Origin of the sequence: Primorskyibacter sedentarius, from assembly GCF_004342065.1 — a bacterium.
GTDB classification, from domain to species: domain Bacteria; phylum Pseudomonadota; class Alphaproteobacteria; order Rhodobacterales; family Rhodobacteraceae; genus Primorskyibacter; species Primorskyibacter sedentarius.
Genome location: NZ_SLZU01000013.1, coordinates 20727 through 47637 on the forward strand (window position 1 = coordinate 20727; position 26911 = coordinate 47637).

At 60.7% G+C, this 26911-nt stretch carries 26 protein-coding genes and 1 tRNA gene; 13 read left to right on the top strand and 14 right to left on the bottom strand.

Going from position 1 to position 26911, the window contains the following annotated elements:
* Nucleotides 1-95: 95 nt before the first annotated feature.
* The 7 genes from EDD52_RS16060 to EDD52_RS16090 all read right to left on the bottom strand — a co-directional run bounded on the left by EDD52_RS16060 (nt 96) and on the right by EDD52_RS16090 (nt 6494).
* Complete coding sequence (locus tag EDD52_RS16060; RefSeq protein WP_132246824.1) at nt 96-761, bottom strand: sugar transferase; 666 nt, start codon at nt 759-761, stop codon at nt 96-98.
* 309 nt (nt 762-1070) lie between these two features.
* Complete coding sequence (locus tag EDD52_RS16065) at nt 1071-2267, bottom strand: polysaccharide pyruvyl transferase family protein (RefSeq protein WP_132246826.1); 1197 nt, start codon at nt 2265-2267, stop codon at nt 1071-1073.
* Entirely contained in the window at nt 2255-3106 is an 852-nt protein-coding gene (locus EDD52_RS16070) for a sulfotransferase family protein (protein ID WP_132246828.1), read from the bottom strand. Before EDD52_RS16070 ends, EDD52_RS16065 begins: the two co-directional genes overlap by 13 nt.
* On the bottom strand, nt 3103-4452 hold the full coding sequence (locus tag EDD52_RS16075) for a lipopolysaccharide biosynthesis protein (protein WP_132246830.1): 1350 nt from the start codon (nt 4450-4452) through the stop codon (nt 3103-3105). Before EDD52_RS16075 ends, EDD52_RS16070 begins: the two co-directional genes overlap by 4 nt.
* Nucleotides 4449-5567 carry a glycosyltransferase gene (locus tag EDD52_RS16080; RefSeq protein WP_132246832.1) on the bottom strand — a complete coding sequence of 373 codons (1119 nt, stop codon included), beginning with the start codon at nt 5565-5567 and terminating at the stop codon, nt 4449-4451. The genes EDD52_RS16075 and EDD52_RS16080 overlap by 4 nt, the downstream gene beginning before the upstream one ends.
* A gap of 427 nt (nt 5568-5994) precedes the next feature.
* Nucleotides 5995-6070 (bottom strand) — tRNA-Ala (locus tag EDD52_RS16085).
* A gap of 97 nt (nt 6071-6167) precedes the next feature.
* Nucleotides 6168-6494, bottom strand: coding sequence for a TIGR02300 family protein (locus EDD52_RS16090; protein WP_132246834.1), 327 nt, complete (start codon nt 6492-6494; stop codon nt 6168-6170).
* Between the two features lie 106 nt (nt 6495-6600).
* On the opposite strand from EDD52_RS16090, the gene EDD52_RS16095 reads away from it, so the two are divergent.
* From EDD52_RS16095 to EDD52_RS16105, 3 genes are read left to right on the top strand one after another with little or no spacing between them, the layout of a single operon-like run.
* Nucleotides 6601-7293: a M48 family metallopeptidase gene (locus tag EDD52_RS16095; protein WP_132246836.1), complete on the top strand. Its 693-nt coding sequence runs from the start codon at nt 6601-6603 to the stop codon at nt 7291-7293.
* Between the two features lie 34 nt (nt 7294-7327).
* Complete coding sequence (locus EDD52_RS16100) at nt 7328-7981, top strand: GntR family transcriptional regulator (RefSeq protein WP_132246838.1); 654 nt, start codon at nt 7328-7330, stop codon at nt 7979-7981.
* 9 nt (nt 7982-7990) lie between these two features.
* Complete coding sequence (locus EDD52_RS16105; protein WP_243651972.1) at nt 7991-9202, top strand: cation:proton antiporter; 1212 nt, start codon at nt 7991-7993, stop codon at nt 9200-9202.
* A gap of 82 nt (nt 9203-9284) precedes the next feature.
* Here EDD52_RS16105 and EDD52_RS16110 read toward each other — a convergent pair whose 3' ends face one another.
* From EDD52_RS16110 to EDD52_RS16125, 4 genes are all read right to left on the bottom strand, one after another.
* The gene (locus tag EDD52_RS16110) at nt 9285-9698 is read right to left on the bottom strand and encodes a thioredoxin family protein (RefSeq protein ID WP_132246840.1); all 414 of its coding nucleotides are present in this window, start codon (nt 9696-9698) and stop codon (nt 9285-9287) included.
* 20 nt (nt 9699-9718) lie between these two features.
* Nucleotides 9719-10432 (bottom strand): cytochrome c biogenesis CcdA family protein, encoded by a 714-nt coding sequence (locus EDD52_RS16115; protein WP_132246842.1) that lies wholly within the window; start codon nt 10430-10432, stop codon nt 9719-9721.
* A 118-nt stretch (nt 10433-10550) separates the two neighbouring features.
* Nucleotides 10551-11513 carry an acetyl-CoA carboxylase carboxyltransferase subunit alpha gene (locus EDD52_RS16120; protein WP_132246844.1) on the bottom strand — a complete coding sequence of 321 codons (963 nt, stop codon included), beginning with the start codon at nt 11511-11513 and terminating at the stop codon, nt 10551-10553.
* A gap of 111 nt (nt 11514-11624) precedes the next feature.
* On the bottom strand, nt 11625-12218 hold the full coding sequence (locus tag EDD52_RS16125) for a LysE family translocator (RefSeq protein ID WP_132246846.1): 594 nt from the start codon (nt 12216-12218) through the stop codon (nt 11625-11627).
* Between the two features lie 82 nt (nt 12219-12300).
* On the opposite strand from EDD52_RS16125, the gene EDD52_RS16130 reads away from it, so the two are divergent.
* The gene (locus EDD52_RS16130) at nt 12301-12744 is read left to right on the top strand and encodes an Lrp/AsnC family transcriptional regulator (protein WP_424449925.1); all 444 of its coding nucleotides are present in this window, start codon (nt 12301-12303) and stop codon (nt 12742-12744) included.
* Between the two features lie 15 nt (nt 12745-12759).
* On the opposite strand, the gene EDD52_RS16135 is transcribed toward EDD52_RS16130, so the two are convergent.
* Nucleotides 12760-13947 (bottom strand): LytS/YhcK type 5TM receptor domain-containing protein, encoded by a 1188-nt coding sequence (locus EDD52_RS16135; protein ID WP_132246850.1) that lies wholly within the window; start codon nt 13945-13947, stop codon nt 12760-12762.
* Between the two features lie 76 nt (nt 13948-14023).
* Entirely contained in the window at nt 14024-14986 is a 963-nt protein-coding gene (locus EDD52_RS16140) for an L-malyl-CoA/beta-methylmalyl-CoA lyase (protein ID WP_132246852.1), read from the bottom strand.
* Between the two features lie 384 nt (nt 14987-15370).
* Between EDD52_RS16140 and dgcN the strand changes: the two genes are divergently transcribed.
* The 4 genes from dgcN to EDD52_RS16160 all read left to right on the top strand — a co-directional run bounded on the left by dgcN (nt 15371) and on the right by EDD52_RS16160 (nt 19356).
* Nucleotides 15371-16372, top strand: a complete 1002-nt coding sequence (gene dgcN, locus EDD52_RS16145) for an N-acetyltransferase DgcN (protein ID WP_132246854.1) — start codon at nt 15371-15373, stop codon at nt 16370-16372.
* A 55-nt stretch (nt 16373-16427) separates the two neighbouring features.
* A complete protein-coding gene (dgcA, locus tag EDD52_RS16150) occupies nt 16428-17393 on the top strand; it encodes an N-acetyl-D-Glu racemase DgcA (protein ID WP_132246856.1) in 966 nt (321 codons plus the stop codon).
* Between the two features lie 57 nt (nt 17394-17450).
* Nucleotides 17451-18314: a D-amino-acid transaminase gene (locus EDD52_RS16155; RefSeq protein WP_132246858.1), complete on the top strand. Its 864-nt coding sequence runs from the start codon at nt 17451-17453 to the stop codon at nt 18312-18314.
* Nucleotides 18315-18615: 301 nt separating this feature from the next.
* Complete coding sequence (locus EDD52_RS16160; protein ID WP_132246860.1) at nt 18616-19356, top strand: MIP family channel protein; 741 nt, start codon at nt 18616-18618, stop codon at nt 19354-19356.
* 194 nt (nt 19357-19550) lie between these two features.
* Here EDD52_RS16160 and EDD52_RS16165 read toward each other — a convergent pair whose 3' ends face one another.
* Nucleotides 19551-20324: a lysophospholipid acyltransferase family protein gene (locus tag EDD52_RS16165; protein ID WP_165907568.1), complete on the bottom strand. Its 774-nt coding sequence runs from the start codon at nt 20322-20324 to the stop codon at nt 19551-19553.
* A gap of 604 nt (nt 20325-20928) precedes the next feature.
* On the opposite strand from EDD52_RS16165, the gene EDD52_RS16170 reads away from it, so the two are divergent.
* The 5 genes from EDD52_RS16170 to EDD52_RS16190 all read left to right on the top strand — a co-directional run bounded on the left by EDD52_RS16170 (nt 20929) and on the right by EDD52_RS16190 (nt 26889).
* A complete protein-coding gene (locus EDD52_RS16170) occupies nt 20929-21534 on the top strand; it encodes a TetR/AcrR family transcriptional regulator (protein WP_165907569.1) in 606 nt (201 codons plus the stop codon).
* 178 nt (nt 21535-21712) lie between these two features.
* Entirely contained in the window at nt 21713-23293 is a 1581-nt protein-coding gene (locus EDD52_RS16175; protein WP_132246866.1) for an ABC transporter substrate-binding protein, read from the top strand.
* 22 nt (nt 23294-23315) lie between these two features.
* Nucleotides 23316-24290, top strand: coding sequence for an ABC transporter permease (locus EDD52_RS16180; RefSeq protein WP_132246868.1), 975 nt, complete (start codon nt 23316-23318; stop codon nt 24288-24290).
* On the top strand, nt 24290-25192 hold the full coding sequence (locus EDD52_RS16185; protein ID WP_132246870.1) for an ABC transporter permease: 903 nt from the start codon (nt 24290-24292) through the stop codon (nt 25190-25192). Before EDD52_RS16180 ends, EDD52_RS16185 begins: the two co-directional genes overlap by 1 nt.
* Complete coding sequence (locus EDD52_RS16190; protein WP_132246872.1) at nt 25192-26889, top strand: dipeptide ABC transporter ATP-binding protein; 1698 nt, start codon at nt 25192-25194, stop codon at nt 26887-26889. The genes EDD52_RS16185 and EDD52_RS16190 overlap by 1 nt, the downstream gene beginning before the upstream one ends.
* Nucleotides 26890-26911: the final 22 nt, after the last annotated feature.

A 26911-nucleotide genomic window follows, 5' to 3' on the forward strand; every position in this document is an offset into this window, starting at 1 on the left:
AAGCTCGGCCGTTAGCATAACAGGTCGGTTTGAAATTGCAGCGCGGTCAGCGATATCTGGGAAAAGCCTTTACCGATCCGCCAGATTTCAGGATGTTAAAGTCCGGTCCGCCGAAGCACGACAGACGCTGTTTTTAAAAGGATTTTTATGTCCAACCGAAGATGCGCCTGGCGGCTGTAATCCACATCGATCGCGACTCTCTGCTCGTATGTCAGATTGTTGCGCCCCGAAACCTGCCATGGGCCGGTGATCCCCGGAGACATGCTGAGGTAGGATTCCAGATGGATCGAATACATCTGCAATTCGTCGCGGCTGACGGGTCTTGGGCCGACCAGGCTCATTTCTCCGAGAAGAACATTCCAGAATTGCGGTAACTCGTCCAGGCTGGACTTTCGCAGGAACTTTCCGATCGGAGTGATCCGCGGGTCGTTCCTGAGTTTGAAATTTTCAGACCATTCTCGTGCAGCTTCGGGATTGTTCGCGAGGTAATCTTTGAGTCGCTCTTCAGAATTTGGAACCATCGACCTAATTTTCCAACACCGAAATGAGACGCCGTTTCGACCTATGCGTTCGTGGCCAAAAAAACCGGGGCCACCGTCCATACGTACAATCAGCCAAAGTAGCACGATAAGCGGTGACAAAACAGGAAGCACAAATATGACAACCACAAGGTCGAAAAGGCGCTTCGTTCCATTTTTTGGAGATGGAATTTCATTTGCCGCATCAGAAGATGCAGCATCGCAATGCAAAGTCTCGTTCATAATGTGCCGATCGTCTCAATAAAATGCAAATCAAAAAGTCGAACTAATACCTGCACCCTTTGAAAAGATTAACGAGTAAAATATATTTCAGCAACGCAGAATATTGAGAATAAACAACAATATCTGTACAGGAGAGCGTTTTGCACAAAATTTCTTCTTCCGGCGCTGCCTTGAATTGAATTTGGCGGCTGCTGCCCGCGTGAAGGTTGTTTTTGGCACCGGCTACGCGAAATCAGGGCCCGCCCCATGGATGGATGAGCGGGCTATCGTGGCTTGCTTGAGGTCTGCTGATCGGACGGGATGGGCTTGTCAGCTTAGTAGGGCGCTGATTGCTTCGTGAACACCGTTACGCGCCGCCGCACGCAATTCCGCGCGTCTATCGGTGGTCTGGCCTGCCGCTGCGATCAAACCGGATAGCTCGTTCACAGGTAACTCGGGTGCATCCACGAGAAACTTTTCGCTGTTCGTCAACTTGAAAAAAGCGTCGACCTTGGCGTCCCAGCGAAATCCGAGAGAGGGCACATTGAGTGAATAGGCAACGATGAGTGCGTGAAGTCGGTGTGCCGCGATCCCATCCAGACCGCCGATGAAGTTTATCAAAGCGATTGGGTCTGCGACCCGGGCAAGCCGTTCAATGTTGTCCGGTAAGGGGAGAGCGGTGACCTCGGCAAGCATGGTTTCGTCTTCCGGACTGCCATTTGTGAACAATATGACCTGATACGTCTTGGCCAGTTCTGCGGCGAGATTTCTGTACCATTTTACCCAATCGAGGTGAGCCACATTGTCCGCGTTCGAGGAATGCGCGCGGATCGCGACGGGATGGGTGATCCCGAGACCGACGCGCGGGCGTGAAGAAGAATTTGCCGGAGCGCCGCTGGAAAACAGGTCGGCAGCAAGCAAGCCTGGGTCGGGAAAAACGTTTATTTCCGGTAGCTTCGGAGTGTTCAAGTTAATCAAGTGTTGAGTGAGATGCGAGCGCGAGGCCTCGTCGCGCACCGAGACAAAGCGTAGCTTTGGACTGTGCAGCAAGCGGCCGAACAGCCGCGTACCCTTTGCTGTCCAGTCTTGCGCGACACCCACACCGTGAAGCGCAATCGGCAAATCCCGCGCTTCTGCCTCTGCCACGATGCGCGCGATTTTGACCGGAAAATTGAGGTGCACATCGGATAGCAATTGGCCTCCGCCGATGATCACACCACGCGCGTTCTCAAACTTACCGGGTAGCAGTGGAGCGAGCTTTCGCCGAACCTGTGCTTTGACAAGAGGCTGCGCCAAAATTTGCTGCGCAAATGTAGGCATCGCATCCAGTATATTGAGGATGGCGGTGCGCCGACTTTGCTGTGTGAGAGACGGAACCGGAGACGTGCGGCCAGCAAGATCAAGCCAGTCAAGCGTCACGTCCCGGCCATATTGCCGCGCGGCTTCGTCGATGCAGGCTGCGATCACACCATCGCCCAAGTTGGGGCTGTGCATCACGCCCGCCAATACAAGCTTCATGTTGGCCATTTTGAGGGCCAGTCTGGTACATCCGGCCCCAAGAGATCGCGGATCTTTATGAAGTCTTTCTGAAAGTCGGAAAGCATGTCCATAACAGAACGCTCGCCTGCAAGGTCAGACAGGACCGGAGCCGAAGATGCCTTTTTGAACAGTAGCTTGTGCATGGCGCGACTGTCCTTAACGCGACTGACCAACGCAGGAAATCCTAAGCGACGCACCAGCCAACCAGTGGATCTTAGGTTCCTGACCAGCAATGGCGACCGCGCTCCGGCACTGTCCAGAATTCGATCAGAGTAGGGCAGATGCGGCAGATAATCGATGCCAAGTGCCTCGCAAATTGCGCTTCCAAAGCCCGCCGGATCGGACTGAAGCTGGTCAAACCACAGCACCTTGACCCGCTCCTTCCCCAAAAGGTTACGCGCGCGGGTCACGTGTTCAGAATACAGGCTATGAGAAATGATCTGCGGGTGCGTTACAATCGCGGTTGGAAAATCACCCTTCACGTGCCCGATCTTGAGAAGATACCGGTAGTGGGAGATGCTGCGCGCTACGGGATCACGCAGACAGATCAAAAAGACAGAGTCTGTCGGCAGATCGGTGGCGATCCGGGCCAGAGCCGTTGCCGAATAGAGGTAGTCATGACAAATTTCTCCCTGTCGACGCGTCGTGCCAGGAGGGGGAAACTGATTGGAATACCAGTCCATGCCCTTGGCGTAGAACCGATCAAAAAAGAACAGCTCCTTTGCCAGAGCGAGGCTCACCTGCGGATGCTTGTCCAGAATATGATGGATCCAGGTCGAACCGCATTTGTCGCCACCCAGATAGAGAAAGTTCGCGGGCGCTTTCATAGGTCGACACCGCGCTCTTTCGGGGTTTGGTGCACGACGCGGCCCGGCAGCAAGCCGGGTCGAATATGCAGTTGGCGAACACAATATCGCGTCGTCCAAATGTTGCTGGCGATCATGCCGCCGGCGATCCCCATGGCGGCACCCGTTGCACCGAACATGGCGACGAGGAGGGGTAAAGACAGCAGTGATATCAGGGTGGTGATCGCGAGGATCCGTAGATACTTCCTCTCGGCTCCAGCCATTTCCATCACTTGCGAGTTGGGGCCCGCCAGAGCACTGACCAGATAGCCGGACGACAGAACGATCAAAGCCGCCCGTGCTTCGCCAAATTCCGGCCCGAACAGTTCAAGCACATTGCTGCCAAACAGGCACAGACCAAGATACACGGCAAGTGTCGGGATCCCGACTGCAATCGCGATGAAGGTACACAGACGCTGCACTTTCGGAAGGTTTCCCAAGGCGAGATCACGGGCGATGAGGGGGGCCGCTATCATATTGGCTGCCATAAGAAAAAGGCTAAGCAGCATAGATGTCCTGAGCGCCGCAAACAGCGGGCCTACCTCGTCGGGGCTGAGCTGGAGGCCGAGAAGAACAACTGACAGATTTGGTCCCGCGGCCAGCACGATGGATGTCCCCCAAAGCCCGGCGGCGGCGTGCAGCCAAGTCTTGCGTTCTGGAAGGGGTTGGATATTCCGCGCGGATATCGCTGCGCGCAAGCTGGGTGTCAGCACCATTTGCGCGGTGGCGACGATCAGCAGGACAAGGGCGCAGGCCCATAAAGCATCGGATGCAGATCGCATGGGGATCACATCGGCGATACTCAGCCAAGCCACCCCGATGACACCGGCGCGCCACACCAGGTCGCGGGGCACCAACGCCCGGGCCATCGACCCAAAACTGCGCAACGCGTGGGCCTGATATTCTGCAAACCCGAGCACGAGGGTAAAGGCAGCAGATGCGTAAAGATAATCAGGCAGTCCCGGCATCAAGAAGGCGGGCAGCAAAAGCAAAGCAGCGGTCAGCGCGCATCCCGCCAGCACCAGCTTGTATCCGAACTGGATGACAGCGTTCAGCCGCTCGGTCGATGCGTCTGCCTGATAGGCGCCGGCAAACCGCAATATCATGCTGCGTTGCCCTAAGCTTCCGATCAGAGAGAGCATGGTGACAAGTGAGAAGGCAAATCCGAATTGTCCGAATGCAGTTTCGGGCAGAACGCGCGAAATCGCCATGAACATGAGGAACGACAAAAGCGCGGCCAACACTTTTACCACGAACGCGACGGCACCTTGGGTGAAGACATGAGCCAGACCAGCGTCGAGCTGCGAAGAAATCCGTCGAGCGATCACGGCGCCGGATCATCGGCCAGACGAATGCCGTGGGCAGATAATTCCGACAGGATTCCGTCCCGAAAAACACCTGGCGCGAACCGCATTGCGTGCTGCCGCAACAACGCCGGGTCCAAGTTGTGCAGACCCTCCGCTTCGAATGTCTTTACGGCATCTGCAAGACCTTCGGATGTTTGCTTTTCGAATAGCAGGCCGGTTTTGCGATCCACGACTGTTTCGCAAGCGCCACCCCTGCCAAATGCGATAACGGGGCGACCGGATGCCATGACCTCGACAGGGATGATGCCAAAATCTTCTTCGCCGGGATAGATCAATGCCCTGCAATTGCGCATCAATTCGGCCAGGCGGTCTTGACTGACTGCGCCCAGAAATTCTGTTTTCGGTCCCTTCGCTGGCGCCAGTTTTCGTTTCATCTTCTCTGGTCCACCGACCACAAGCAATCGCCGGTCAAGTTCCGCAAATGCCCGGATCGCGATATCCGGTCTCTTGTAAGAGGCGAGCTCTCCCACCCACAGATAGTAGTCTTCGGGCTCTTTCTCTCCTATGGAGAAGCGGTCAACATCAACGGGTGGATGAACGACCGATGCGTCGCGCCGCCAGTACTTGTTGATCCGACGCGCGACATGTCCGGAGTTCGCGATAAATCCGTCAACACGCGCCGCTGATGTGACATCCCACTGGCGCAACCGGTGCGCGAGAAAGGGCATCGCGATGCGCGTGACAGCGTTCGCTTCGTTACGATAGATGTGATATTGATCCCAGATATAGCGCATCGGGGAATGGCAGTAACAAAGGTGCAAGGCGTCCGGTGGCGCGATGACACCCTTCGCCGGACCAGCCTCGCTGGATATGACAAGGTCAAATCCAGACAGATCGATGCCCTCCAGCGCGCGCGGCATAAAAGACAAGTAGGAGGGATAAAGTCGACGTGCCATTGGCAACCGGGCGATTGAGGTCTCTACGATCTTCATCGCGCGCAGTGTCGGTGACAACGCAGATCGGTCGCAAACATGGGTAAAAATGGTGGCTTGCGGAAATATGCGGCAGAGTTCTTCAAGAACCTTTTCGCCCCCGCGCATGCCGACAAGCCAGTAGTGGATCAATGCGACCTTCACCGTATTACGCTCTGCACCCTGTCGAGTTCGCAGCAAATGATCCCGATCTGTTGCGCATGATCTTCCTGCTTTTCAATCGACGGCTGAAGTTGGGAGCACCACAGTGTTTCTGCAGGCATATCTCTCTTTTGAATTCCTGCCATAGAACAAACCAAAAGGCTACTGGTAGGGTGCTGTAAATTTGCAGAAGGCGGCTAGCAAAACTTTGGGTTCGGTGACCTGCCCCCCGCGAAATCCCTCATCTTAATTCAGAGTCTGCGCCAACGCAGAAGGAGCAGAAACATGCGAAAGAGCCGTTTCACCGAGGCGCATATCATCGCGATGATCAAGGTGCGGTAGAAAGTTGGCAATGCCCACCCGTCTGCGTGGCAGAGGTAAATCCTCTGACAAGAAAGGCAGAACTACCTGGTGCCTTTCAAAAGGAGTTTGGTGGAGCCTAGCGGGATCGAACCGCTGACCTCCTGCATGCCATGCAGGCGCTCTCCCAGCTGAGCTAAGGCCCCTTCCGCAGCATCGCTTCCGACGCTGTGCGGTGCGATGTATGCGATGCGCGGGGCGGGATCAAGAGGAAAATCCAGCCCCGCGCAAATTCATTCAGGCTCAGGAATCGTCGTCGTCGCTGGCCACGTCTGCGATCTCGTCGAGCGAGACGTTGTCATCGTCGTCATCATCTTCCAACACGTCGTCGCCGAGGTCGAGATCGACGTCTTCGTCATCCTCCAACGCGTCTTCGGTTTCCGCTTCCTTGGCTTTCGCCTTGGTTGTGGAGGCATCTTCGGCGTCGGCCGCGATCATGCGGCTCTTGGTGCTGTCGAGCTCGACGACTTCGCCAGTATAGGGGCTGACGATCGGATCACGGTTCATGTCGTAGAATCGCTTGCCAGTTGTCGGGCAAACTCGCTTGACGCCCCATTCTTCTTTGGGCATGGGCATTCCCTCTCATATTCTGTGGTCTTGAAGACAATCCGGGCCACCTGCCATAACACCACCGTCGTGTCAAAGGCTTTGACGCGGTCCCGACCGAGGAATGCATATGGGCGAATTTACTCTTCCAGGCAACCCACCGATCGAAGTGGTGATGCGACGGTCCGCGCGGGCGCGCCGGATCAGCCTTCGCCTGTCGCGTCTGGATGGGCGCGTCACCATGACGTTGCCCCGCCACGTGGCAGAGCGGGAGGCGCATGATTTTGCCCGGGAAAAGGAAGCCTGGCTGCGGGGACACCTCTCTGAACAGCCCGCGACAGTCCCGCTGCAAGAAGGGGAGTGGCTGCCCATAGAAGGCCGTATGCATCGCATCGGCGCGGGCTCCGGGCGCAGCGTGCGTGCGCAGGACGGCGAAATTCTGGTCCCCGGGGCCGAGGACCGATTCGGGGCGCGTCTGGCAGGATATCTGAAGGTGCTGGCACGCGACCGGCTGACAGAGGCGTCCGACAGGCACTCGGCAGCCCTTGGTCGGCCCTACGCGCGGCTCACGCTGCGGGACACGCGGTCGCGCTGGGGTTCGTGCACCCATGACGGCGGGTTGATGTATTCGTGGCGACTGGTCATGGCGCCACCGGAGGTGCTTAATTATGTCGCGGCCCACGAGGTGGCCCACCTGGCCGAGATGAACCATTCGCAGGCCTTCTGGCGCGAGGTCAACCGGCTCTATGGCGATTGGAAACCGGCCCGGACCTGGCTGCGCGACCACGGGGCAGAGTTGCACCGCTACCGATTTGGAGATTGACCCCGTTGTCGGTTCTGATCACAGTTTGCCTACCATGCTTACATCTCCTCGCCAGTCAGAGCCCATTCCGGCCGTTGCCCACGACCGTGTTTACCGCCGTTTGCGGGCCCGCATCATGGCTGGAGAGATTTCCCCGGGCGAGGCGCTGACCCTTCGCGGGATTGGGCGAGAGTTCAGCGTGTCGATGACGCCCGCGCGCGAAGCGGTCCGCCGCCTTGTCGCCGAGGGCGCGCTGTCGCTGTCTTCGTCGGGCCGGGTGTCCACACCAGAGCTGTCCAACGAACGGATCGAGGAACTGGCCGCCTTGCGTGCCCTGATCGAGGTTGAGCTTGCCAGCCGTGCCTTGCCGCGCGCCCATATGGCGCTTATTGAGCGATTGCAGGCCATCAATTCCAACGTCGGTGAAATGGTCGAGGCGCGCAATGCCGTGGGCTATATCCGCACCAATCTTGAATTTCACCGCACGCTGTACCTGCGTGCCCAGGCGCCCGCCATGCTTGCCATGGCAGAGACCGTCTGGCTCCAACTCGGCCCGACGATGCGTGCGCTATACGGGCGGCTGAACCGAACAGAACCGCCGCATTATCATAGGCTTATCATCGCCGCGCTGAAGGCGGGGGATGAGCCGGGGCTGCGCCTCGCGGTGCGCTCGGACGTGACACAGGGATTGAAATTGCTGGCAGGCTGAGGAGGCCCGTTGGAACAGATCATGAAAAGCGAGGTGTTCGGCCTGCCAGAAGTTTTTCTGGTTTTCGGCGCGCTTTTCGTGGCCGGGCTTGCCGCTGACAGCTTTGGCCGACGGACCCGCATTCCACGCGTCACTGCGCTGTTGCTGGTTGGCGTATTGGCGGGACAAAGCGGTTTCGACCTGATCCCGCCGGAAGTCACCGAATGGTACGAGGCGCTGTCCATCGTTGCGCTGACCATGGTCGCCTTCCTGTTGGGGGGCAGTCTGGGCGGCGCCTCGCTGCGCCAGAACGGGCGCGCGATCTTTTGGGTGTCGGGGTCGGTCGTGCTGATCAGCATGGCATGCGTGGCGGGGGCGCTGTGGCTTCTGGGCGTTGATCCGGCGGTGTCACTAATCCTTGGCGCCATCGCCACGGCGACAGATCCCGCCGCGACAGAGGCAACGCTACGGCAGGTGCGCGCTCGCGGACATTTTGCCGATATTCTGCGTGGTGTCGTGGCGCTTGACGATGCATGGGGGATGATCGTCTTTGCGCTGGCACTTGCATTGGCGGGCGCGCTGAACGGTGGCGCGCTTGATCCCGCGCATTTGCTGCACGCCGCGCGTGACATCGTCGGCGCACTCGGGTTGGGGCTTGGGATCGGCCTTGTTGCGGCCCCGCTGACTGGGCGCCTCAGCCCCGGAGAGCCCCTTCAGACAGAGGCTTTGTGTCTGGTGTTCCTGACAGCGGGGGCGGCGATGTGGCTCGACGTCTCTTACCTGCTGGCCGGAATGGCGGCCGGTGCGGTGATCGTCAACCGCGCCCTGCATCACGACCTTGCCTTCCACGAGATCGAAAACGTGCAGGGACCGTTCCTGACGCTTTTCTTCATCCTCGCGGGCGCCTCACTGGACCTTGACGGCGTATATGCAATCGGCGTGATCGGGGCCATCTATGTCGTGATGCGGATCGTCGGCCGCTTCTTTGGCGGCTGGCTGGGGGGTGCCTTGGGCGGCAGCCATCCGGGGCATAGCCGGTTATACGGGATGGCGCTCTTGCCGCAGGCAGGCGTGGCCGTCGGCATGGCCCTGGTGGCGTCGCGCGTTGTGCCCGAGCATGCAGAGCTTATCCTGACGATCACCATCGCCACAACGGTTCTGTTCGAAGTCCTTGGCCCAATCGCCACGATGTGGGCTGCCCGCCGCGCAGGGGCAGGGCAGCCACCTGAGGAAGGTCCCTGAACGGCGCGGCCTTCGGGGCGTCACAGCGCGCTTCGCGCGACCCCGCACATGTCCCGGGGCCCAGAGACGCGCAACCTGGGGGTCAGGCAGTGGCCGCGCCAAGCGCTGCGTCCATCAGTCCCTTGATGTCCGCCTTGGAGGTCTGCGCGACGATGCGGCCAAGTTCCTGTTCGCCTTTCAGCACGACAAGGGTGGAGCGGCGCGGAATGTTCAGCGACTTCACAAGCTCCGATTTTCCGAACTCGTCCCAGTCGACATCGATGAAGGTGATCGCATTTTCATAGGCCGGGTTGTCGGCCTTCAACGCGTTGATCACGCGCTCCTGCGCGGCACAGGTCGTGCACCAGCTTGCCTTGAAATCCAGAAAGACGGTATCGCCCGCTTTCAGATGTTTGGTGACGAGGCCCGGCATGTAGTCCAGCGGTTTGGCATGGGCTGCAAGGGGCAGCGCGGTGGCCGCGCCAGCGGTCAGGATCAGGAAATCGCGTCGGTTCATAAGTCAGTCCTCCGGGTAGATTACAGGGAAACGGAAAGGTCGATCAGCCACGGGGGCAAAACATTGATCAACCAGCCCTCGATAAAGTGGTGCCAGCGCAGCAGAAGCGCGGTGCCGACAAGGATGAAGGTTGCGCCAAGGATGGGCCGGGCCTGCACCGCCAGCCTGCGCAGCAGGGCATTGTGCCGCCCGATCGCGCCCCGCGTGCCATAGGCAAGCCCCAGGATCAAAGTCGACACGCCGAGCGCGAAAAAGATCATGATCAAGGTGGCGCGTATCAACCCTTCGCCCTGACTGGCGAGCGAGATAGCACCGCCCAGTGTCGGGCCGATGCAAGGGCTCCAGACGGCGCCAAGAAGCAGGCCGCCCAGGAATTGCCCGCGTAGGCTGCCGCGTTCGACCTGATCGATCTGCGCGTCCGCCCGTGCGGACAGCCCTGCCGTGGCGCTGGCCATGACCGCGCCCGCCTGTGGCAGCAACAATGCAAGGCCAAACAGGATCATCAGTACGGCGCTGGCCTTTGACACGGTGTCGATGCCCAGCCCGATGGACTGTCCGAATGCCGTGATGCCAACGCCAAGGGCGACGAACGAAAGGCTCAGCCCCGCGGCCATGGCGAGGGGGCCCAACCGGCTTGCCTGCAACGCGGTGGCGATCACGATCGGCAAGACCGGCACCACGCAGGGGTTGATCAGCGTCAGAAGTCCTGCGCCATATGCGAACAAAAGCTCCATGCCGCGACTATGCCCGCACGATGGCAGGGCGTCATCAAACGAAAGCCTGACGCCGCTTCACATGCGCGTAAGCTGTTTGAAACAAGAAGGTTAGCGTTCGTTTGTGCCTGACCTAGCGTCAGGCGGCCAGCCCGCGCGCACCCATCGTCAGGAATTTGCGCCGGCGTTGGGCCACCAGATCCTCGCCCGAGAGTCCAGACAGCTCTGTCAGCAAGGTCTCGATCATAGAGCCGACCGAAGTGATCGCTGCGTCGCTGTCCCGATGCGCCCCGCCCAGCGGTTCCGGGATCACCCGGTCGGCGACCCCCAGCTTGATCAGGTCCTGCGCGGTCAGGCGCAGCGCCTCGGCCGCCTCGCGCATTTTCTCGGCGTCCTTCCACAGGATCGATGCGCAGCCCTCGGGCGAGATCACCGAATAGACCGAGTGTTCCAGCATCGCCAGACGGTCCCCGGTGGCAAAAGCCACAGCCCCGCCGGATCCACCCTCGCCGATGATCACTGACACCAGCGGCACAGAAATCTGCAGGCATTTTTCGGTGGATCGTGCAATCGCCTCGGATTGGCCGCGCTCTTCCGCGCCTTTGCCGGGGTAGGCGCCGGGCGTGTCCACCAGGGAGACGACCGGCAGGCCGAACCGGTCCGCCATGTCCATCAGCCGGATTGCCTTGCGGTATCCTTCGGGGCGCGCCATGCCAAAATTGCGCGCGATGCGCGACTGCGTATCATTGCCCTTTTCGTGCCCGATCACCACCACGGGCCGGTCGTTGAATCGCGCCAGACCCCCCATCACTGCGTGGTCGTCGCCGAAACTCCGGTCACCGGCGAGCGGCGTGTATTCGGTGAACAGGGCTTCGATATAGTCCTTGCAATGCGGACGGTCCGGGTGCCGGGCGACCTGGCATTTCCGCCAGGGCGTCAGGGCCTTGTAAAGGTCCTTGAGGATATCGGAGGCCTTGCGGTCCAATGCCGCGGCTTCCTGTTCGATATCCATTTCCTCGTTGGTCCGGGCCATGGCGCGCAGTTCTTCGGCCTTGCCTTCAATCTCGGCCAGGGGCCTTTCGAAATCGAGGTAGTGGGTCATGTCTTGCTCCGTTTTGTGGCCCGGGGCCCTGCCGCTATATGGCGTGGTGCATGGCCAGATGCAACAAAGCAAGAGCATTCTTCCGCAGGCCGAAGGCACGAAAGCCTGGGTTCACTGCATCAGCACCGGCACGACGGAGGCCACCAGAAGACCGGCCATCGTCCAGTTGAAAAGCCGGAGCCTGCGCGGATTGCTCAGCACCTTGCGCATTTGCTGTCCCATCACCGTCCAGCTTGACACGCTGGGCAGGTTGATCGCGCCAAAGATCGCGGCCACCAGAAGCACCGAGGTCAGGCTACGTTCGGGCGCGTAAAGCGTGACTGCGTTGAGTGCCATGGTCCAGGCCTTGGGGTTGACCCACTGAAACGCGGCTGCCTCATAGAATCGCATCGGTCTTCCTGCGCCGCTGGCCGTGCCGGGGGCCGCCGCATGAGCGATGCGCCAGGCCAGCCAAAGCAGGTAGGTCACGCTGACCCATGTCAGGACGGTGTGGGCGACGGGCCATGTGTCGAAGATCTGTACCAGCCCGATGCCCACAAGGACCACCATCACCACAAAGCCGACGCCCACGCCAAGCATATGCGGAATTGTCCGGCGAAAACCGTAATTGGCGCCCGAGGCCATGAGCATCAGGTTGTTCGGCCCCGGCGTGATCGAAGAGACCAGCGCGAACCCGGCCAGTGCGAGGAGGATATTTTCAGTCATGTGTGCAACTATTGCGCAAAGATGGCGCGGAATAATTGCAATCTTTGGCGGTTCGAAGGTATTTCTGCAATCCATGAAGAAGATGGACGCCACAGACCGCAGAATATTGCGCGCGCTGACACGCAATGGCCGGATCAGCAACCTGGAACTGGCGGAGGAGGTGGGACTTTCGCCCTCTGCCTGTTTGCGGCGCGTCACCACGCTGGAGAGGGCAGGGGTGATTGCTGGTTACCGTGCCGTTTTGAACCCCGAGGCGATGGGCGCAGGGTTTGTGGCTTACGTGACTGTGGGGCTCAGCCAGCACACGAAGGCCGCGCAAGAGGCGTTTGAACGCGCGATATCGCAAAGCCCAGAAGTGCGGGAATGCCACAATATCACCGGTGCGGTAGAATATCTGTTGCGGGTCGAGGCGGCGGACCTTGCTGCCTACAAGCACTTTCATACCGAGGTTCTGGGCACGCTGCCCCAGGTGGCTGCGATCACATCCTATGTTGTGATGGGCTCTCCCAAGAACGAACGGGGCTAGGCCTGCATTGCGGTCTTAGTCTTTCAGCCGCACGGTATCGGTTCTGGAAACGGCCAGCGTGGCTTCAAGCTTGGCAAACAGAGAGTCGCGGCCATGCGGGACGGTCTCCACCTCCGGCGGGGTGAAAATGGCGGCCTCCTTTTCGGCAAGCGGCGCCTGCATCGGGGCCATGCTGTCAACGGACTGAAGAAGGTCGAACAGTTCCGCCTCGCTCCCGGCGGCCAGCACACGCAGCTTGGCGCAGACCCGGAACCTTTGGCCGGACGAAAGACGAAGTTCGGTCTGGCTAAGTGGACGGGTCAGGTTTTCAGTCACGGCCAGCTGGTCTTTGACCTCCCCAGCAGTCAGCGGAACCAAAAGATGGCCCTTGCGCGACAGGCCGATCAGGTCGGCATGTGTCACCCTGCCGACAAGCACCATCGCCATTGCCGCCTGAACCCTGGCACGCAGCCCGCTGCCCCAGAACGTGCCCAGCCAATTCGCGTAGATCGGCCAGATGACAAGGATCCCCCCCACCGTGCCCCGGGGGCCGTTAACTGAAAGCTGGATCGTTTCGCGGTTGAAAGAGGCGGGGCGCAAGAGACCGGTCTCGGGGCAGGTCGAGGTGCCCTCGCGCATGTAAAGCTCGGATTCGATGCGCCGCAATTCGCGCTGAATAAGCGCACCGACAATCGGAATCGTGACGAGGTATATCATCCACATGATCGGTGCTGCGTTTTTCAGGAACCAGATGTCGATCCCTTCGGGCAGAAAAATGGCGCTGGCAAAAGTGACGCAGGACGCCAGGCCAAGCTGGACAAGATGCACCATGCGGCGACGCAGATGCGCCCGTGTCAGCCGGGTCCAGGTTGCGCCAAGAGCCCCGGCAAGCAGCACGGCGGCGACCCCTGCCAGCGCGCCTGCCCCGCCGATCTGCAGGCGGGCGGCAATCGCCATGCCCATGCAGGCGGCAAGCCCCCGCCAGCCCAGAAAGGCACCAGCCAGAACGACAGGAACAATTCGCAGGTCAATGATCACCCCATCGAATGGCGTGATCGGCATGTGCATTTCAATCACAGCGACCAGACCAAAGACAGCGCCCAGCACGTATTGCGCCTGCTTCGGACTGGAGAGCCAGCGCCGGATTTCCCCGACGCCGACGATCAGGATGCACAGCAAACCGAGCGGCCCGGCGAAGTCGATGACGTTGTACCCTTGCAACATTGCTGAGGCTCCCAGGCGTGGCGCAGTCCTGCCACCTAGCCCTGAAATGCCCTAATGTAGGGTAAACGGAGCCGCTTTACGTAGAGGTAGCGATCATTTCCGACTGTTTCACAATCACCTCGGCCTGCTTGATCGACGCGATGTCGACAAGTCGGCCCTTGTAGACCGTGGCGCCTTCGCCCTTGGCCTTGGCTTGCTCCATCGCGTCAAGGATTTCGCGGGCCTCGGCCACGGCGGTTTCTGACGGGGTAAATACCTCGTTGGCCAGCGCCACCTGTTTGGGGTGGATCGCCCATTTGCCAACCATGCCCAGCGTTGCCGACCGCAGAGCCTGCGCGCGGAACCCTTCGTCGTCCGAGAAATCTCCGAACGGGCCGTCGACCGGCAGAACACCATGCGTCCGGCAGGCTGCGACGATGGCCGCCTGCGCCCAGTGCCACGGATCGGACCAGTATTTCTGCCCTTCGCGTGCCATGTAGTAGTTTTCCTGCGTCCCGCCGATGCCAGTGGTGGCCATCCCCATCGACGCTGCGAAATCGGCCGCGCCGAGGCTCATCGCTTCCAGGCGCGGCGAGCCGGCGGCGATCTCTTCTACATGCGCGATGCCGGCCGCGGATTCGATGATCACTTCGAACTTGATGGGTTTGGTCCGACCCTTCGCGCGCTCCACCGCTGTGACCAGCGCGTCAACCGCGTAAAGGTCCGCGCCGCATCCCACCTTGGGGATCATGATCTGGTCCAGACGGTCGCCTGCTTTCTCCAGCAGGCCCACCACGTCGCGATACCAATAGGGCGTGTCCAGCCCGTTGATCCGCACGCTCAGCGTCTTGGTGCCCCAGTCGATGTCGCCAATCGCCTCGATGATATTGGCGCGGGCCGAGTCCTTGTCGGTGGGCGCCACCGAATCCTCCAGATCAAGGTTGATGACGTCGGCGGCACTGGCGGCCATCTTTTCGAAAATGGCGGGGCGGGAACCCGGTCCGAACAGCTGGCAGCGATTGGGGCGAGCGACGGGGGTGGGCTGGATGCGGAAGGACATGCGCGGGCCTCTGAGTAATGAAATTACGTTTTGTTCGGCCATTGTAGTATAATCTTGCGCGTTGTGCTGCAAGTGCGAATTTGCGCGCGCAGCATAAGAATGCAGAAACCCTTCGTCTTGGTGTAGAGTAGGCTGGCTGTTCCGAGCATGTCAGGCACGGCTGCGCCTGATCGCGCCGGCTATCCTCAGGTGGAAGGGACGAAAGATCCCCTTTGAAGAAAGCCGCTCAGTTTATGGTCTTCCTTGCACAATTCTTCTGCATGTCACGTGAAATCTCGAAGAAACTTGCGTAAGTACCGCGTCGGGCACCTGACTTCCGCAACTCCTCCAGCCAAGGCCTTGATAGGGTCGGGCCAACAATGATTCACGACCAGAGGTGCCGCCATGATCCAGACCCCATACCTGTTGTTTCTCGGGGACGCCCCTGATGCGCTTGCAGCAAAAGTCGCCCAAGGCATTCGTGACTGGCGCCCCGAAAACGCGGTAGGCCAGTTTCGGATGGACGGTTGCAAAGCCGACATGAAGCTGCCCGACATGACGCTGGCAGAGGCGAAGGCGGCAGGTGCCAAGACGCTGGTGATCGGCGTGGCCAACCGGGGTGGTGTGATCTCTCAGGCATGGAAGAAGGTGCTGGTGACGGCGCTTGAGGAAGGCTTTGATCTTGCGTCCGGCCTGCACAACCTGCTGCGGGACGAGCCTGATCTGGCCGCAGTGGCCAAAGCGACCGGCCGCACGCTGCACGACGTGCGGGTGCCCTCCGTCAAGTATCCCATCGCGGATGGCGTAAAGCGCCGCGGCAAGCGGGTGCTGGCCGTGGGCACGGATTGTTCCGTCGGCAAGATGTATACGGGCCTTGCGCTGGACCGTGACATGCGCGCGGCGGGGATGAAATCCACCTTTCGTGCCACGGGTCAGACAGGGATCCTGATTACCGGCGATGGCATTCCGCTGGATGCGGTTGTGGCCGATTTCATGGCAGGTTCGGTCGAGTGGCTGACGCCGGACAATGATGACGACCACTGGGATGTGATCGAGGGGCAAGGCAGCCTCTTCCACGTGTCCTTTTCGGGTGTGACCATGGCGCTGATCCATGGCGGCCAGCCCGATGCGCTGATCCTCAGCCACGAACCCTCGCGCGCCCATATGCGCGGCCTGCCGGGCTACACGCTGCCCACGCTCGAAGCGTTGCGCGATATGGCCCTGCCGCTGGCGCAGGTTGCCAATCCGGCTTGTCAGGTCATCGGCATTTCGATCAACACGCAGGCGATGGATGAGGATGAGGCCCGCACCTATCTGGCAGAGGTCGAGGCCCGCATGGGCCTGCCTGCGACCGATCCGTTCCGGTTTAGCACGCAAAAGCTGGTCGAGGCGCTCGCCGCGATTTGAGTTCCGGTCTAGCCCGTGGCAGGTTGCTGCGGGCAGCCAACGAGGAGTGATACCGGTGCAGATAGATGTGACGCGCGATGCCTTTCCCTTGGCGCAGGTGTTCCGCATCAGCCGGGGTGCGCGGACCGAAGCCAAGGTGCTGACGGTTCGCATCTCCAAGGAGGGTGTCACGGGATGGGGCGAATGCGTGCCCTATGCCCGCTACGACGAAACGCTGGAGAGCGTCGAGGCGCAGATCGCGGGCCTGCCTGCGGAGTTTGACCGTATGGCGCTGCAAGAGCTTCTGCCAGCAGGGGCTGCCCGCAACGCCGTGGATTGCGCGCTTTGGGATCTTGAAGCCAAGGCGGCGGGAAAGCGGGTCTGGGAACTCGCTGGCCTCTCGCGACCTCACGCAGAGATCACCGCCTATACCCTGTCGTTGGACGCGCCCGAGGCGATGCAGGCCTCTGCGGCGGAAAATGCGCACCGGCCGCTGCTGAAGATCAAGCTTGGCACCCCGGATGACATGCCGAGGCTGGAGGCCGTCCGCGCGGGCGCGCCGCAATCGCGCATCATCATAGACGCCAATGAGGGCTGGAGCGCAGAGATCTACGCCGATCTCGCGCCGCATCTCAATCGGTTGGGCGTGGCGCTGGTTGAACAGCCCCTGCCTGCAAGCGACGATTCTGCGCTGGACGGAATTGCCCGGCCCGTGCCGGTCTGCGCGGATGAAAGCTGCCATGACCGCCATGATCTGGATCGCCTACAGGGGCGTTATGACATGGTGAACATCAAGCTCGACAAAACCGGTGGGCTGACAGAGGCGCTTGCCACGCGCGAACGGGCGCGGCGGATGGGCTTTGAGTTGATGATCGGCTGCATGGTCGGCAGCTCTCTCGCGATGGCGCCTGCGGTGCTGCTGGCGCAGGGCGCCGAGGTAACGGACCTTGACGGCCCGCTCCTGCTGGCTAAAGACCGTGACAACGCGTTGGTTTTCGACGAGGCGGGGGTTCACCCGTCCGAAGCCGCGCTTTGGGGCTGACCCGCCCCGCTTGCCGATACCGGGGCACAGCACCCTGTCAGAACAAAGGACCATGACATGACCCGCACCGTATACGTGAACGGAGAGTACCTGCCCGAAGATCAGGCGACGGTATCCATTTTCGACCGGTCCTTCCTGATGGCGGATGGCGTCTATGAAGTCACCAGCGTTCTGGGCGGCAAGCTGATCGACTTTCCGGGCCATATGGCGCGGCTGGAACGGTCGCTGGTCGAACTGGACATGAACAAGCCAGAGGCATTCGATGACCTGCTGGAGATTCACCGCAAGCTGGTTGAGCTGAACGGCATCGACGAAGGCCTGATCTACCTGCAAGTCTCGCGCGGGTCTGCCGGTGATCGCGACTTCGCCTTCCCCGACACAGAGGTCGTGAAGCCGACGCTGGTGCTGTTCACCCAGTCAAAGCCCGGACTTGCCGACAATCCTGCGGCGAGGAAGGGCATCAAGATCATCTCGATCGAGGATATCCGCTGGGGCCGTCGCGACGTCAAGACAACCCAGTTGCTCTACCCTTCGATGGGCAAGATGATGGCCAAGAAGGCCGGGGCGGATGACGCCTGGATGGTCGAGGATGGCTTCGTGACCGAAGGGACCTCGAACAACGCCTATATCGTCAAGGGCAACAAGATCATCACCCGCCAACTGTCCAACGACATTCTGCACGGCATTACCCGCGCCGCAGTACTCCGGTTTGCCCGCGAGGCGCAGATGGACGTGGAAGAGCGCAGCTTTACCATTGACGAGGCCAAAGAGGCCGACGAAGCCTTCGTCACATCCGCCTCGACTTTCGTGATGCCAGTGGTCGAGATCGACGGCGAGACGATCGGCGAGGGCACGCCGGGCCCGAAAGCGCTCCGGCTGCGGGAAATCTACCTGGACGAGAGCCGGAAAGCGGCAGTCTGAGGCTTTCCAAGGGGCCTTGAGCGGCCGCGTTATCGTACAGAAAAATTGGAGGTGCCGAGCGTTTTGCGCGGCATCCCCCCTTGAGTGGTGCGAAAATTCGCACTCTGCCCTCGCCAGAGCAACACGTTTTGGCAGGTGACGGGCAACCCATTCCTTCCAATTGTGTTTCGCTGTTTCTGACCATTGTCCGGCGAATGCAGTCTGCACCCCGCCTAGGGTAAGCGCGTCAAATCTGCCAATATTCCCCCTTCTTGGCAAAGGTGTTTGGGCCATAACACCTTCCAGAAAGTGAGGACCTTTTATGAAACGTGAAATTGCAGAAGCGTTCGGAACCTTCGTTCTGGTGTTCTTTGGTGTGGGGTCGGCCGTTCTTGCCGGCGGGGGGATCGGCGTTGCGGACTCCATCTCCATCACCGGTATCAGCCTGGCCTTCGGGATTTCCGTTGTCGCGATGGCCTATTCCATCGGGCAGGTGTCCGGTGCGCATCTCAACCCGGCAGTGTCGCTGGGCGCGATGGTGGCTGGCAGGATCGACCAGAAAACCTTCATCAGCTATTCGATTGCACAGACGCTGGGGGCCATCCTTGCCGCGTTTGCAGTCTTCATCATTGCCAAGAACAGTTCGGGTGGCTTCGACATCGCCGCCCATGGGATTGGCCAGAACGGGTATGGCGCAGGGTATGGCGGTGAGTTCAACGTCCTCGGCGCGTTCCTTTTCGAGGTGATTGCCACGATGGTCTTCATCGTCGTGATCCTTGGCGTGACCGAAGAAAAGACCGGAACGCCGATGTTTGCGGGCCTCGTGATCGGCCTGACGCTGACAATGATCCACCTTGTGGGCATCACCGTTACGGGCACGTCCGTCAACCCCGCGCGCTCTATCGGGCCTGCCCTGTTTGCCGGTGGTACCGCTCTTGCGCAGTTGTGGCTGTTCATCGTGGCGCCATTGCTGGGCGCGTTCGCAGGCGGGATGCTGCACAAGCTCAAGGTGACCTCGCCGCCGGCGAATACCGAAGAAGTCGCCTCTGGGCCTGAGGCCTGAGTTCAGATTGCTAAGACCGACCGGGGGCAAATGCGCCCGGTCGGTTTCACGATTTCTGCATGAAAAGCCGTCCTTTGCGTCCAGTGACGTGGTGTCCCATGGGCCCTATGACGGGGGTGCAGATGTACCTAGCGATGGGGATCCGGGCCGCCGTGGCAGGGTCAGCCGCAGGCGATCGTACGGTAGCAGTGCACTTACCCCCGGTCGAACACAGCCATCATGGAGCTGCGCAGACGAGCGACATCGTCATCCACCGATGCGTTCAGATCGCAGACGAAGGGCGGGAGGACATCCATCGCGATCGTGCCGCTTGCGGGCACAAACCGCCCACGGGGCAACAGCAGGTCGGAATCGTGAATGACAATCGGGCGGATGGTCCGGCCGGTTTCACGCGCGGCCAGAACCGCCCCCGCCTTGAACTCCCCCAAAGAGCTGGTCTTTGCGCGTGTCCCTTCGGGAAACAGCACCACAGACCGGCGCGTCGGCATCTGCCGCACCGCCTCGCTTAGCGTTGCCATAGCCAGGTTGCCGCTTTTGCGGTCGATTTCCACCAAGCCCGCGCCGATAAACCCTGTGCGAAGCAGCGGGGCGTCAAACAGCTCTTTCTTGGCGGCGAAGGTGAACCATTTCTGGTCCGGCACTGCATCCATCAAGGTGAACCCGTCCAGATGGCTGCGGTGGTTGATGACGATGATGCTGTCGGTGTCGTCGCCCAATGCTTGCCTGTCTGCATCCGACATCTGCGCACGAATGCTCAGCAGCCACAAAAGCCGCGAGCAAGCCCGCTTTACCAGCCGCCAGTACCAGCCACTGAACCCTTTGCGTTTTGAGCAGAACAAAGGTGCCAAGGCAATGAACAAGAAGTAGAACGGCCCCAGCAGAACCAGCACGGTTCGTTTGATGATCCTGACGGGAAGGGGATCGATTGCAGCCGTGGCTTTGTCGCGCGTGTTCATTTGTCTGGCCATGGCTCCATGCCGCATGTTGATGCCCGCCGGGGGCCTTGGGCCATGCAAGCCGCACGCGCCTGAACCCAGCGGCTTGGCGTCACAGCTTGTTTCGGATGCATCGGTCGAAAACAGCACGAACGCGCCTCTGTGGGCGAATTGCTGCGATTAATCAATGTTTATCCCGGTTCACGTTGCGTTGCCCGGCTTGTGGGTTGGTTTGATTTTTCGCCAATATCAGCAGAGCAATCGGAAGGGGCGTAAACAGGTGGAGTCCCTGTACTTGTCATTCGGCCCCGGCGCTGGGCTCCGCCCGTTGTCCTGCCGCCTAGGCAATAAGGCCAATCAAATCACGCAAAGCGGTAAGGACGCCTGAAGGCCAAGCTCAGGATCGCTCAGTTGACGTTGGAGTTTGAAAATGATGATCCGAGCCAAAACGATGCATCGCTTGTTGGCCAGAATGAAGTGGCCGTGGACTCGCCCCGTTGGCCGAGGTGGCCAACCGTTTCGCAGTGGATGACGCGCGGTGCATGGTTCTGGCGGATCGCGGCAAATTTCCTGCGTTCGCTGGAGGGAAATTGACTTGCCAGCACCGCGGGTTAGTTTCGCACGAATGGAACCCCAGATGATCCAGTGCGAATCCCGCAAACGCGGACGTCCCAGCGTGTTCGACCCCGAACAGGCGCTTGAAGCAGCCATGTGCACCTTCTGGCAGCATGGCTATATTGGCGCCTCTGTCGATCTGATCAGCCGCGAGACAGCCATGCCGCGTGCGACGCTGTATCAGCGCTTTGGCGGCAAGGAGGGGCTCTTTCTTGCCGTTCTTGACCACTATGCAGCGACCCGGATCAAGCCGCTGCTTGCAAGGCTTGGCCCCGAAGGGACGCTTCAGGCCGACCTGACCCGGTTCTTCGACGCGGTCGTAACCCTGGCAACGGAAGATGACCGCGCCAGAGGCTGCCTTGTGTCCTGCGTTCTGGCCGATGCGGCAGGCACGCATCCCGGTTTTCGACAGGAACTTGCCAAGCGGTTTTCCTTGCTGGAGCGGCGCATCGAGACGCGTCTTCGCCATGCAGCAACAATCGGCGAGCATGTCTCTGGCGCGCCGGATGTTCAGGCACTGCTGATTGCATCGGTCGCCCGTGGCCTCATGGTGCGCGCGCGGTCGGGCACCACTGCGCAAGAGCTGTCGCGCGTCGGTCGCGCGGCTGCAGAGCTTGGCGTCGGATGAGGGCCCGGGCCTGCCCAAGGGGGTGGGCATCACGACCGGTTTCGCCTGTGTCCCGGCATTTCGCCCTCGCATGCTTGTCACCGATCCAGACGAAACTTTGCTTGACCTTGCCGGTCGGTCTTGGTCTGAACAGGTTTCAGAACGAACTGTCATAAAAAACAACAACCGGGAGAACACCATGACGTTTTCATTGCTACTTCGCAGCAGCGCGCTTGCGTCCGTGGTCGTGCTGGGTGCGCAGGCCGCGAGTGCCGAGACGTTCCGCTGGGCCTCTACCACCGATCCGCAGACGATGGACCCGCATGCGGTCAACGCGGCCCCCGTGCTGTCTTTCCTCAACAACATCTACGAAGGTCTGGTGCGTCGCAATCAGAACATGCAGATCGAACCCTCGCTCGCCACCTCGTGGGAGCCGCTGGAGGCAGAGAATGGCTGGCGCTTCCACCTGCGCGAAGGCGTGACCTTTCAGGATGGCGCTGAATTCAATGCCGAAGATGTTCTGTTTTCTTACCAGCGCGCCTCGGACGAGGCGGCGGATGTCCGGTCATGGTTTGCGCCAGTGTCCGAAGTCCGGGTCGTGGACGACTACACGGTTGATTTCGTGACCACCGCGCCGAATCCGCTTTTTCCCGACAGCATCGCCAATTTCATGATCCTCGACAAAGGCTGGGCCGAGGCGAATGACGCCGCCCTGCCTGCGCGGGACGCCGAAAACTTCGCCACCATGAACGTGAACGGCACCGGCGCCTTTAGCCTGTCGAGCCGCGATCCGGGCGTGGAAACCCGACTTGTGCCCAACCCCACCTGGTGGGACGAGGCACAACACAACGTGACCGAGGCCGTCTTTACCCCGATTGGCAATTCGGCCACCGGTTTGGCGGCGCTTTTGTCGGGCGAGATCGACTTCATCCAGCCGATCCCGTTGCAGGATGTGGCGCAGGTGGAATCGCGCGACGGTTTCAAGGTGCTTGAAGGTGAAGAGACCCGCGTGATCATGTTCGGCTTCGGGCACGAACACGAGAAACTGCTTTATTCCACCGATGTCACGGATGCGAACCCGTTTCAGGACCCCAAAGTGCGTCTGGCGGCGGCCCATGCGATCGACATTGACGCCATCGACCGCGTGATCATGCGCGGCAAGATCGAGGCGGCATCGCAGTTGGTCCCTGCGGGGATTTCCGGATATTCGGAGGCCAATGCAGACCGTCCGGCCTATGACCCGGAGCGTGCGAAGGAGTTGCTGGCAGAGGCAGGCTATCCCGACGGGTTCTCCTTCGGGCTGAAATGCACCAATGACCGCTATATAAACGACGAGGCGCTGTGCCGTGCCGCGGCTTCGATGTTTGCGGCCGTGGATCTGAAGGCGGAGCTGACCACGGGCCCCGTGCGGGATTACTGGACGCAACTGCGCGAAGATGATTTCGACATGTACCTGCTGGGCTGGTCGCCGGGCACCTTCGATGCAGAGCATCCGATCCGCTTCCTGCTGCACAGCCAGGACGACGAGAAGAAACTGGGCTCGTGGAACTTTGGCAACTATTCCAACGCCCGTGTCGATGAACTCTTGCCGCTGATCCAGGAAGAGATTGACCCCGCTGCCCGCCAGGCGCTGATCGACGAGTTGGTCGGCATCACGCAGGACGAGGTCGCGTATATTCCGCTCTACACCCAGCCGCTGATCTGGGCCGCTAAGGAGAATATCGACCTGACGCAACGCGCCGATAACTTCTTCATGCTGCGCTGGGTCACGATCAACTGATCCGAACGGGACAAAACGGGCGATGGCGTATTTCATTCTCAAGCGGCTGATCCAGTCGGTCTTTGTGATGCTCGCCGTCGCCTTTCTGGCCTTTTCGCTGTTCCGTTTCGTCGGCGATCCGGTCAGTCAGATGACAGGGGTGGAAACCTCTGAACAAGACCGCGAGCGCCTGCGGGACGAGCTTGGCCTGAACGACGCTTTCATCGTACAATTCGCCCGGTTCACCGGTGATATGCTGAAAGGTGACTTCGGCTATTCCTACCGCACCCGTCAGCCAGTGGCCGAGATGATCGCCACGCGCATTCCCGCCACGCTGGAACTTGGGACTGTCGCGCTGCTGATATCGTTGATCGTGGGTATCCCGGCTGGGGTCTATACAGCGCTTCGACCGCGCGGTTTTGTCAGTCAGACCATTCTGATGACAACGCTGGTCGGCGTGTCGATCCCCACTTTCGTGATCGGGATCATGCTGATCTTCCTGTTTGGCGTACAGCTTGGCTGGCTGCCCACCTTCGGGCGGGGCGGCACCGTGCAGATCGGCGGCTGGACCTCGTCGCTGTTCACGAGTGACGGCTGGCGGGCGCTGATCCTGCCCGCGCTGACACTGGGCGTCTACCAGTTGACCCTGACCATGCGGCTGGTGCGCGCCGAGATGATGGAGGTCATGCGCTCTGACTACATCCGCTTTGCGACGGCGCGGGGCATCCCGTTCCGGTCGCTCTATTTCCGCCATGCGCTTGCCAACACGATGGTGCCCGTCATCACCATCATCGGGCTGCAATTCGGCGGGGTGATCGCCTTTTCCATCGTCACCGAGAGCGTGTTTCAATGGCCCGGCATGGGGCTGCTGTTTCTCGAATCCATCCGCTTTGTCGATATCCCGGTGATGGGCGTCTACCTCGTTGTGATTGCGTTTTTCTTCGTGCTGGTGAACATGGCTGTCGATCTGCTCTATGTCGCGATTGACCCACGCCTGCGGGTCAGGGAGGACGCGTGATGTTTGCTCGCCTCGTCCGGTCAGAGCCCGCTTACCTGTTTTTCCGCAGCCCTGCCGCGATGCTGGCCGCCGTCGTCGCCATTCTGGTGATCGGCGGGGCGATTTGCGCGCCGTGGCTGGCCCGCACGGACCCTTACGACCTGTCCACATTCTCGTTGATGGACGGGCTGTTGCCGCCTGTCTGGCAGGGCGGCGATCCGCGTTTTCTGCTGGGCACTGACGATCAGGGGCGCGACATGGTCTCGGCGATCCTGTACGGCGCGCGGCTCTCGCTGATGATCGGCTTGATGGCGATGGTGATTGCCACTGTGCTGGGCGTGGGCCTTGGCCTTGCTGCCGGGTATTTCGGCGGGGTCTTTGATGCCATTGTCATGCGGGTCGCCGATGTACAGCTTGCCTTGCCCGCCATCCTGACCGCACTGCTGATCGACGGGGTCTCTCGGGGTCTCTTGCCGCCCGAGATGCAACAAGACCTGCGCGTCGCTGTGCTGACGCTTGCCATCGCCCTGTCTTTGTGGGTGAACTTTGCCCGCACTGCGCGCGCCAGCGTCTTTGTCGAACGTAACAAGGATTACGTGCAGGCCGCGATGATCATGGGGCAGCACCCGCTGCGCGTGATGGTCCGGCATATCCTGCCCAACATCATGGGGCCGCTTCTGGTGATCATGACCGTCGATCTGGCGTCGGCCATCTTGCTGGAGGCGACGCTGTCTTTCCTTGGCATCGGCTTGCCCGCTGACAGCCCCTCTCTGGGCACGCTGATCCGGATCGGGATGCAGTTCCTGCTGTCCGGCGAATGGTGGATCCTTTGGGTGCCCACGCTGTTCCTGGTCGCGCTGGTCGTGTCGATCAACGTGCTGGGTGATTTTTTGCGCGACGTCTTCAACCCGAGGCTGCGCTGATGCTGACGGTCGAAAACCTCACAGTCGAGTTCCCCGGCAGGTTCGGCGTCTTCACCGCGATCGAGGATGTCAGCCTGACCATCGCACCCGGAGAGATCCACGGGCTGGTTGGCGAAAGCGGCGCCGGCAAATCCACCATCGGCGCCGCGATCATTGGCCTGCTACAGGTGCCGGGCCGCGTTGCCAATGGAACGATGACGCTGGGCGAGACGGACCTGCGCAGCCTTGGCCCGGTTGAGGCTCATCGCCTGCGCGGCGAACGTATCTCGATGATCTTTCAGGATCCGCAGACCAGCCTGAACCCGTTGATGACCATCGAAGATCAATTGATCGAGACCATTCAGGCGCATGAGGACATCAGCACATCCGATGCCCGCGCGCGCGCGATCGCGTTGCTGGAAGAGATCGGCATCACCGACGCGACCAGCCGGATCAAAGCCTATCCGCATCAGTTTTCGGGCGGGATGCGCCAACGCGTGGTGATCGCCCTGGCGCTGTGCACAAACCCAGAGCTGATCATCGCGGATGAACCGACGACCGCGCTGGATGTGGCGGTGCAAAGCCAGGTTCTGGACCTCATTCAAAGGCTCGCCAATACGCGCGGGATTGGCTTTCTGCTGATCACCCACGACATTGGCGTGATCGCGCAGATCACCGATAACGTGACGGTGCTACGAAACGGCAAGGTGATGGAAACAGGCCCTACCGACAAGGTGCTGCGCAGGCCCGAACACCCCTATACAAGCGCGCTGATGGCCGCCGTCCCGCCGCTGGATCGGAAGCTGGACCGCTTCTTGGTGCCGGACGATGACACCCCGGATCTTGCGGCGCCGACAGGGCGCAGCGCGGCGGATGCCGAGGCGTGGTTGTCCTCGGGCACGCAAGCCTTGGGCGAGGGGCTGTTGGTCGAGAATGTGACCGTGCGTTTTTCCGGCAACCGGACCAGCCTTTTCCGCAAACCTCCGGCCTTCACCGCGCTTGATGACGTGTCGATGTCCGTGCGCCCCGGCACTGTCATGGGGCTGGTCGGTGAAAGCGGATCGGGAAAATCCACCATGGCCAAGGTGATAACCGGGCTGGTGCAACCCAGTGCGGGCCGTCTGTGCCTTGGCGGCACCGATCTGCCATTGGCACGAGAACGCGGACGCAAGGACCCGTCGCGCCGGTTGATCCAGATGGTGTTTCAGGACCCATATTCCAGCCTTAACAGTCGCCACCGGATCGGGGATATTCTTGCCGAACCCCTCTGGCTTTATGGGCTTGAGGCGGACGCGGACAAGCGTCGCGATATCGCGGCTGCAATGCTGGACCTTGTCGGGCTGTCGGCAGATGCGATCGACCGCTTCCCGCATCAATTCTCGGGTGGTCAGCGCCAGCGGATTGCCGTGGCCCGCTCGCTTCTTGCGCGTCCACGCGTACTGATCTGCGACGAGCCGACCTCGGCTCTGGACGTGTCGATTCAGGCACAGATCCTGAACCTTCTCAAAGACTTGCAGGCGCGTTTTGGCCTGACAATCCTGTTCATCAGCCATAACCTCGCGGTCGTGCGGCAGATGTGCGATGACGTCACCGTGCTGAAAGGTGGCAAGGTGGTAGAGACCGGCGCGTCGGAGGCATTCTTCACCCAGCCAGACGCGCCGTATTCCCGCGAGCTGCTGCAGCTGACGCCCGGCTTCACTTCCGGCGCGGCCGCCTGACCCTCGTGGCGGCGACCGGCCC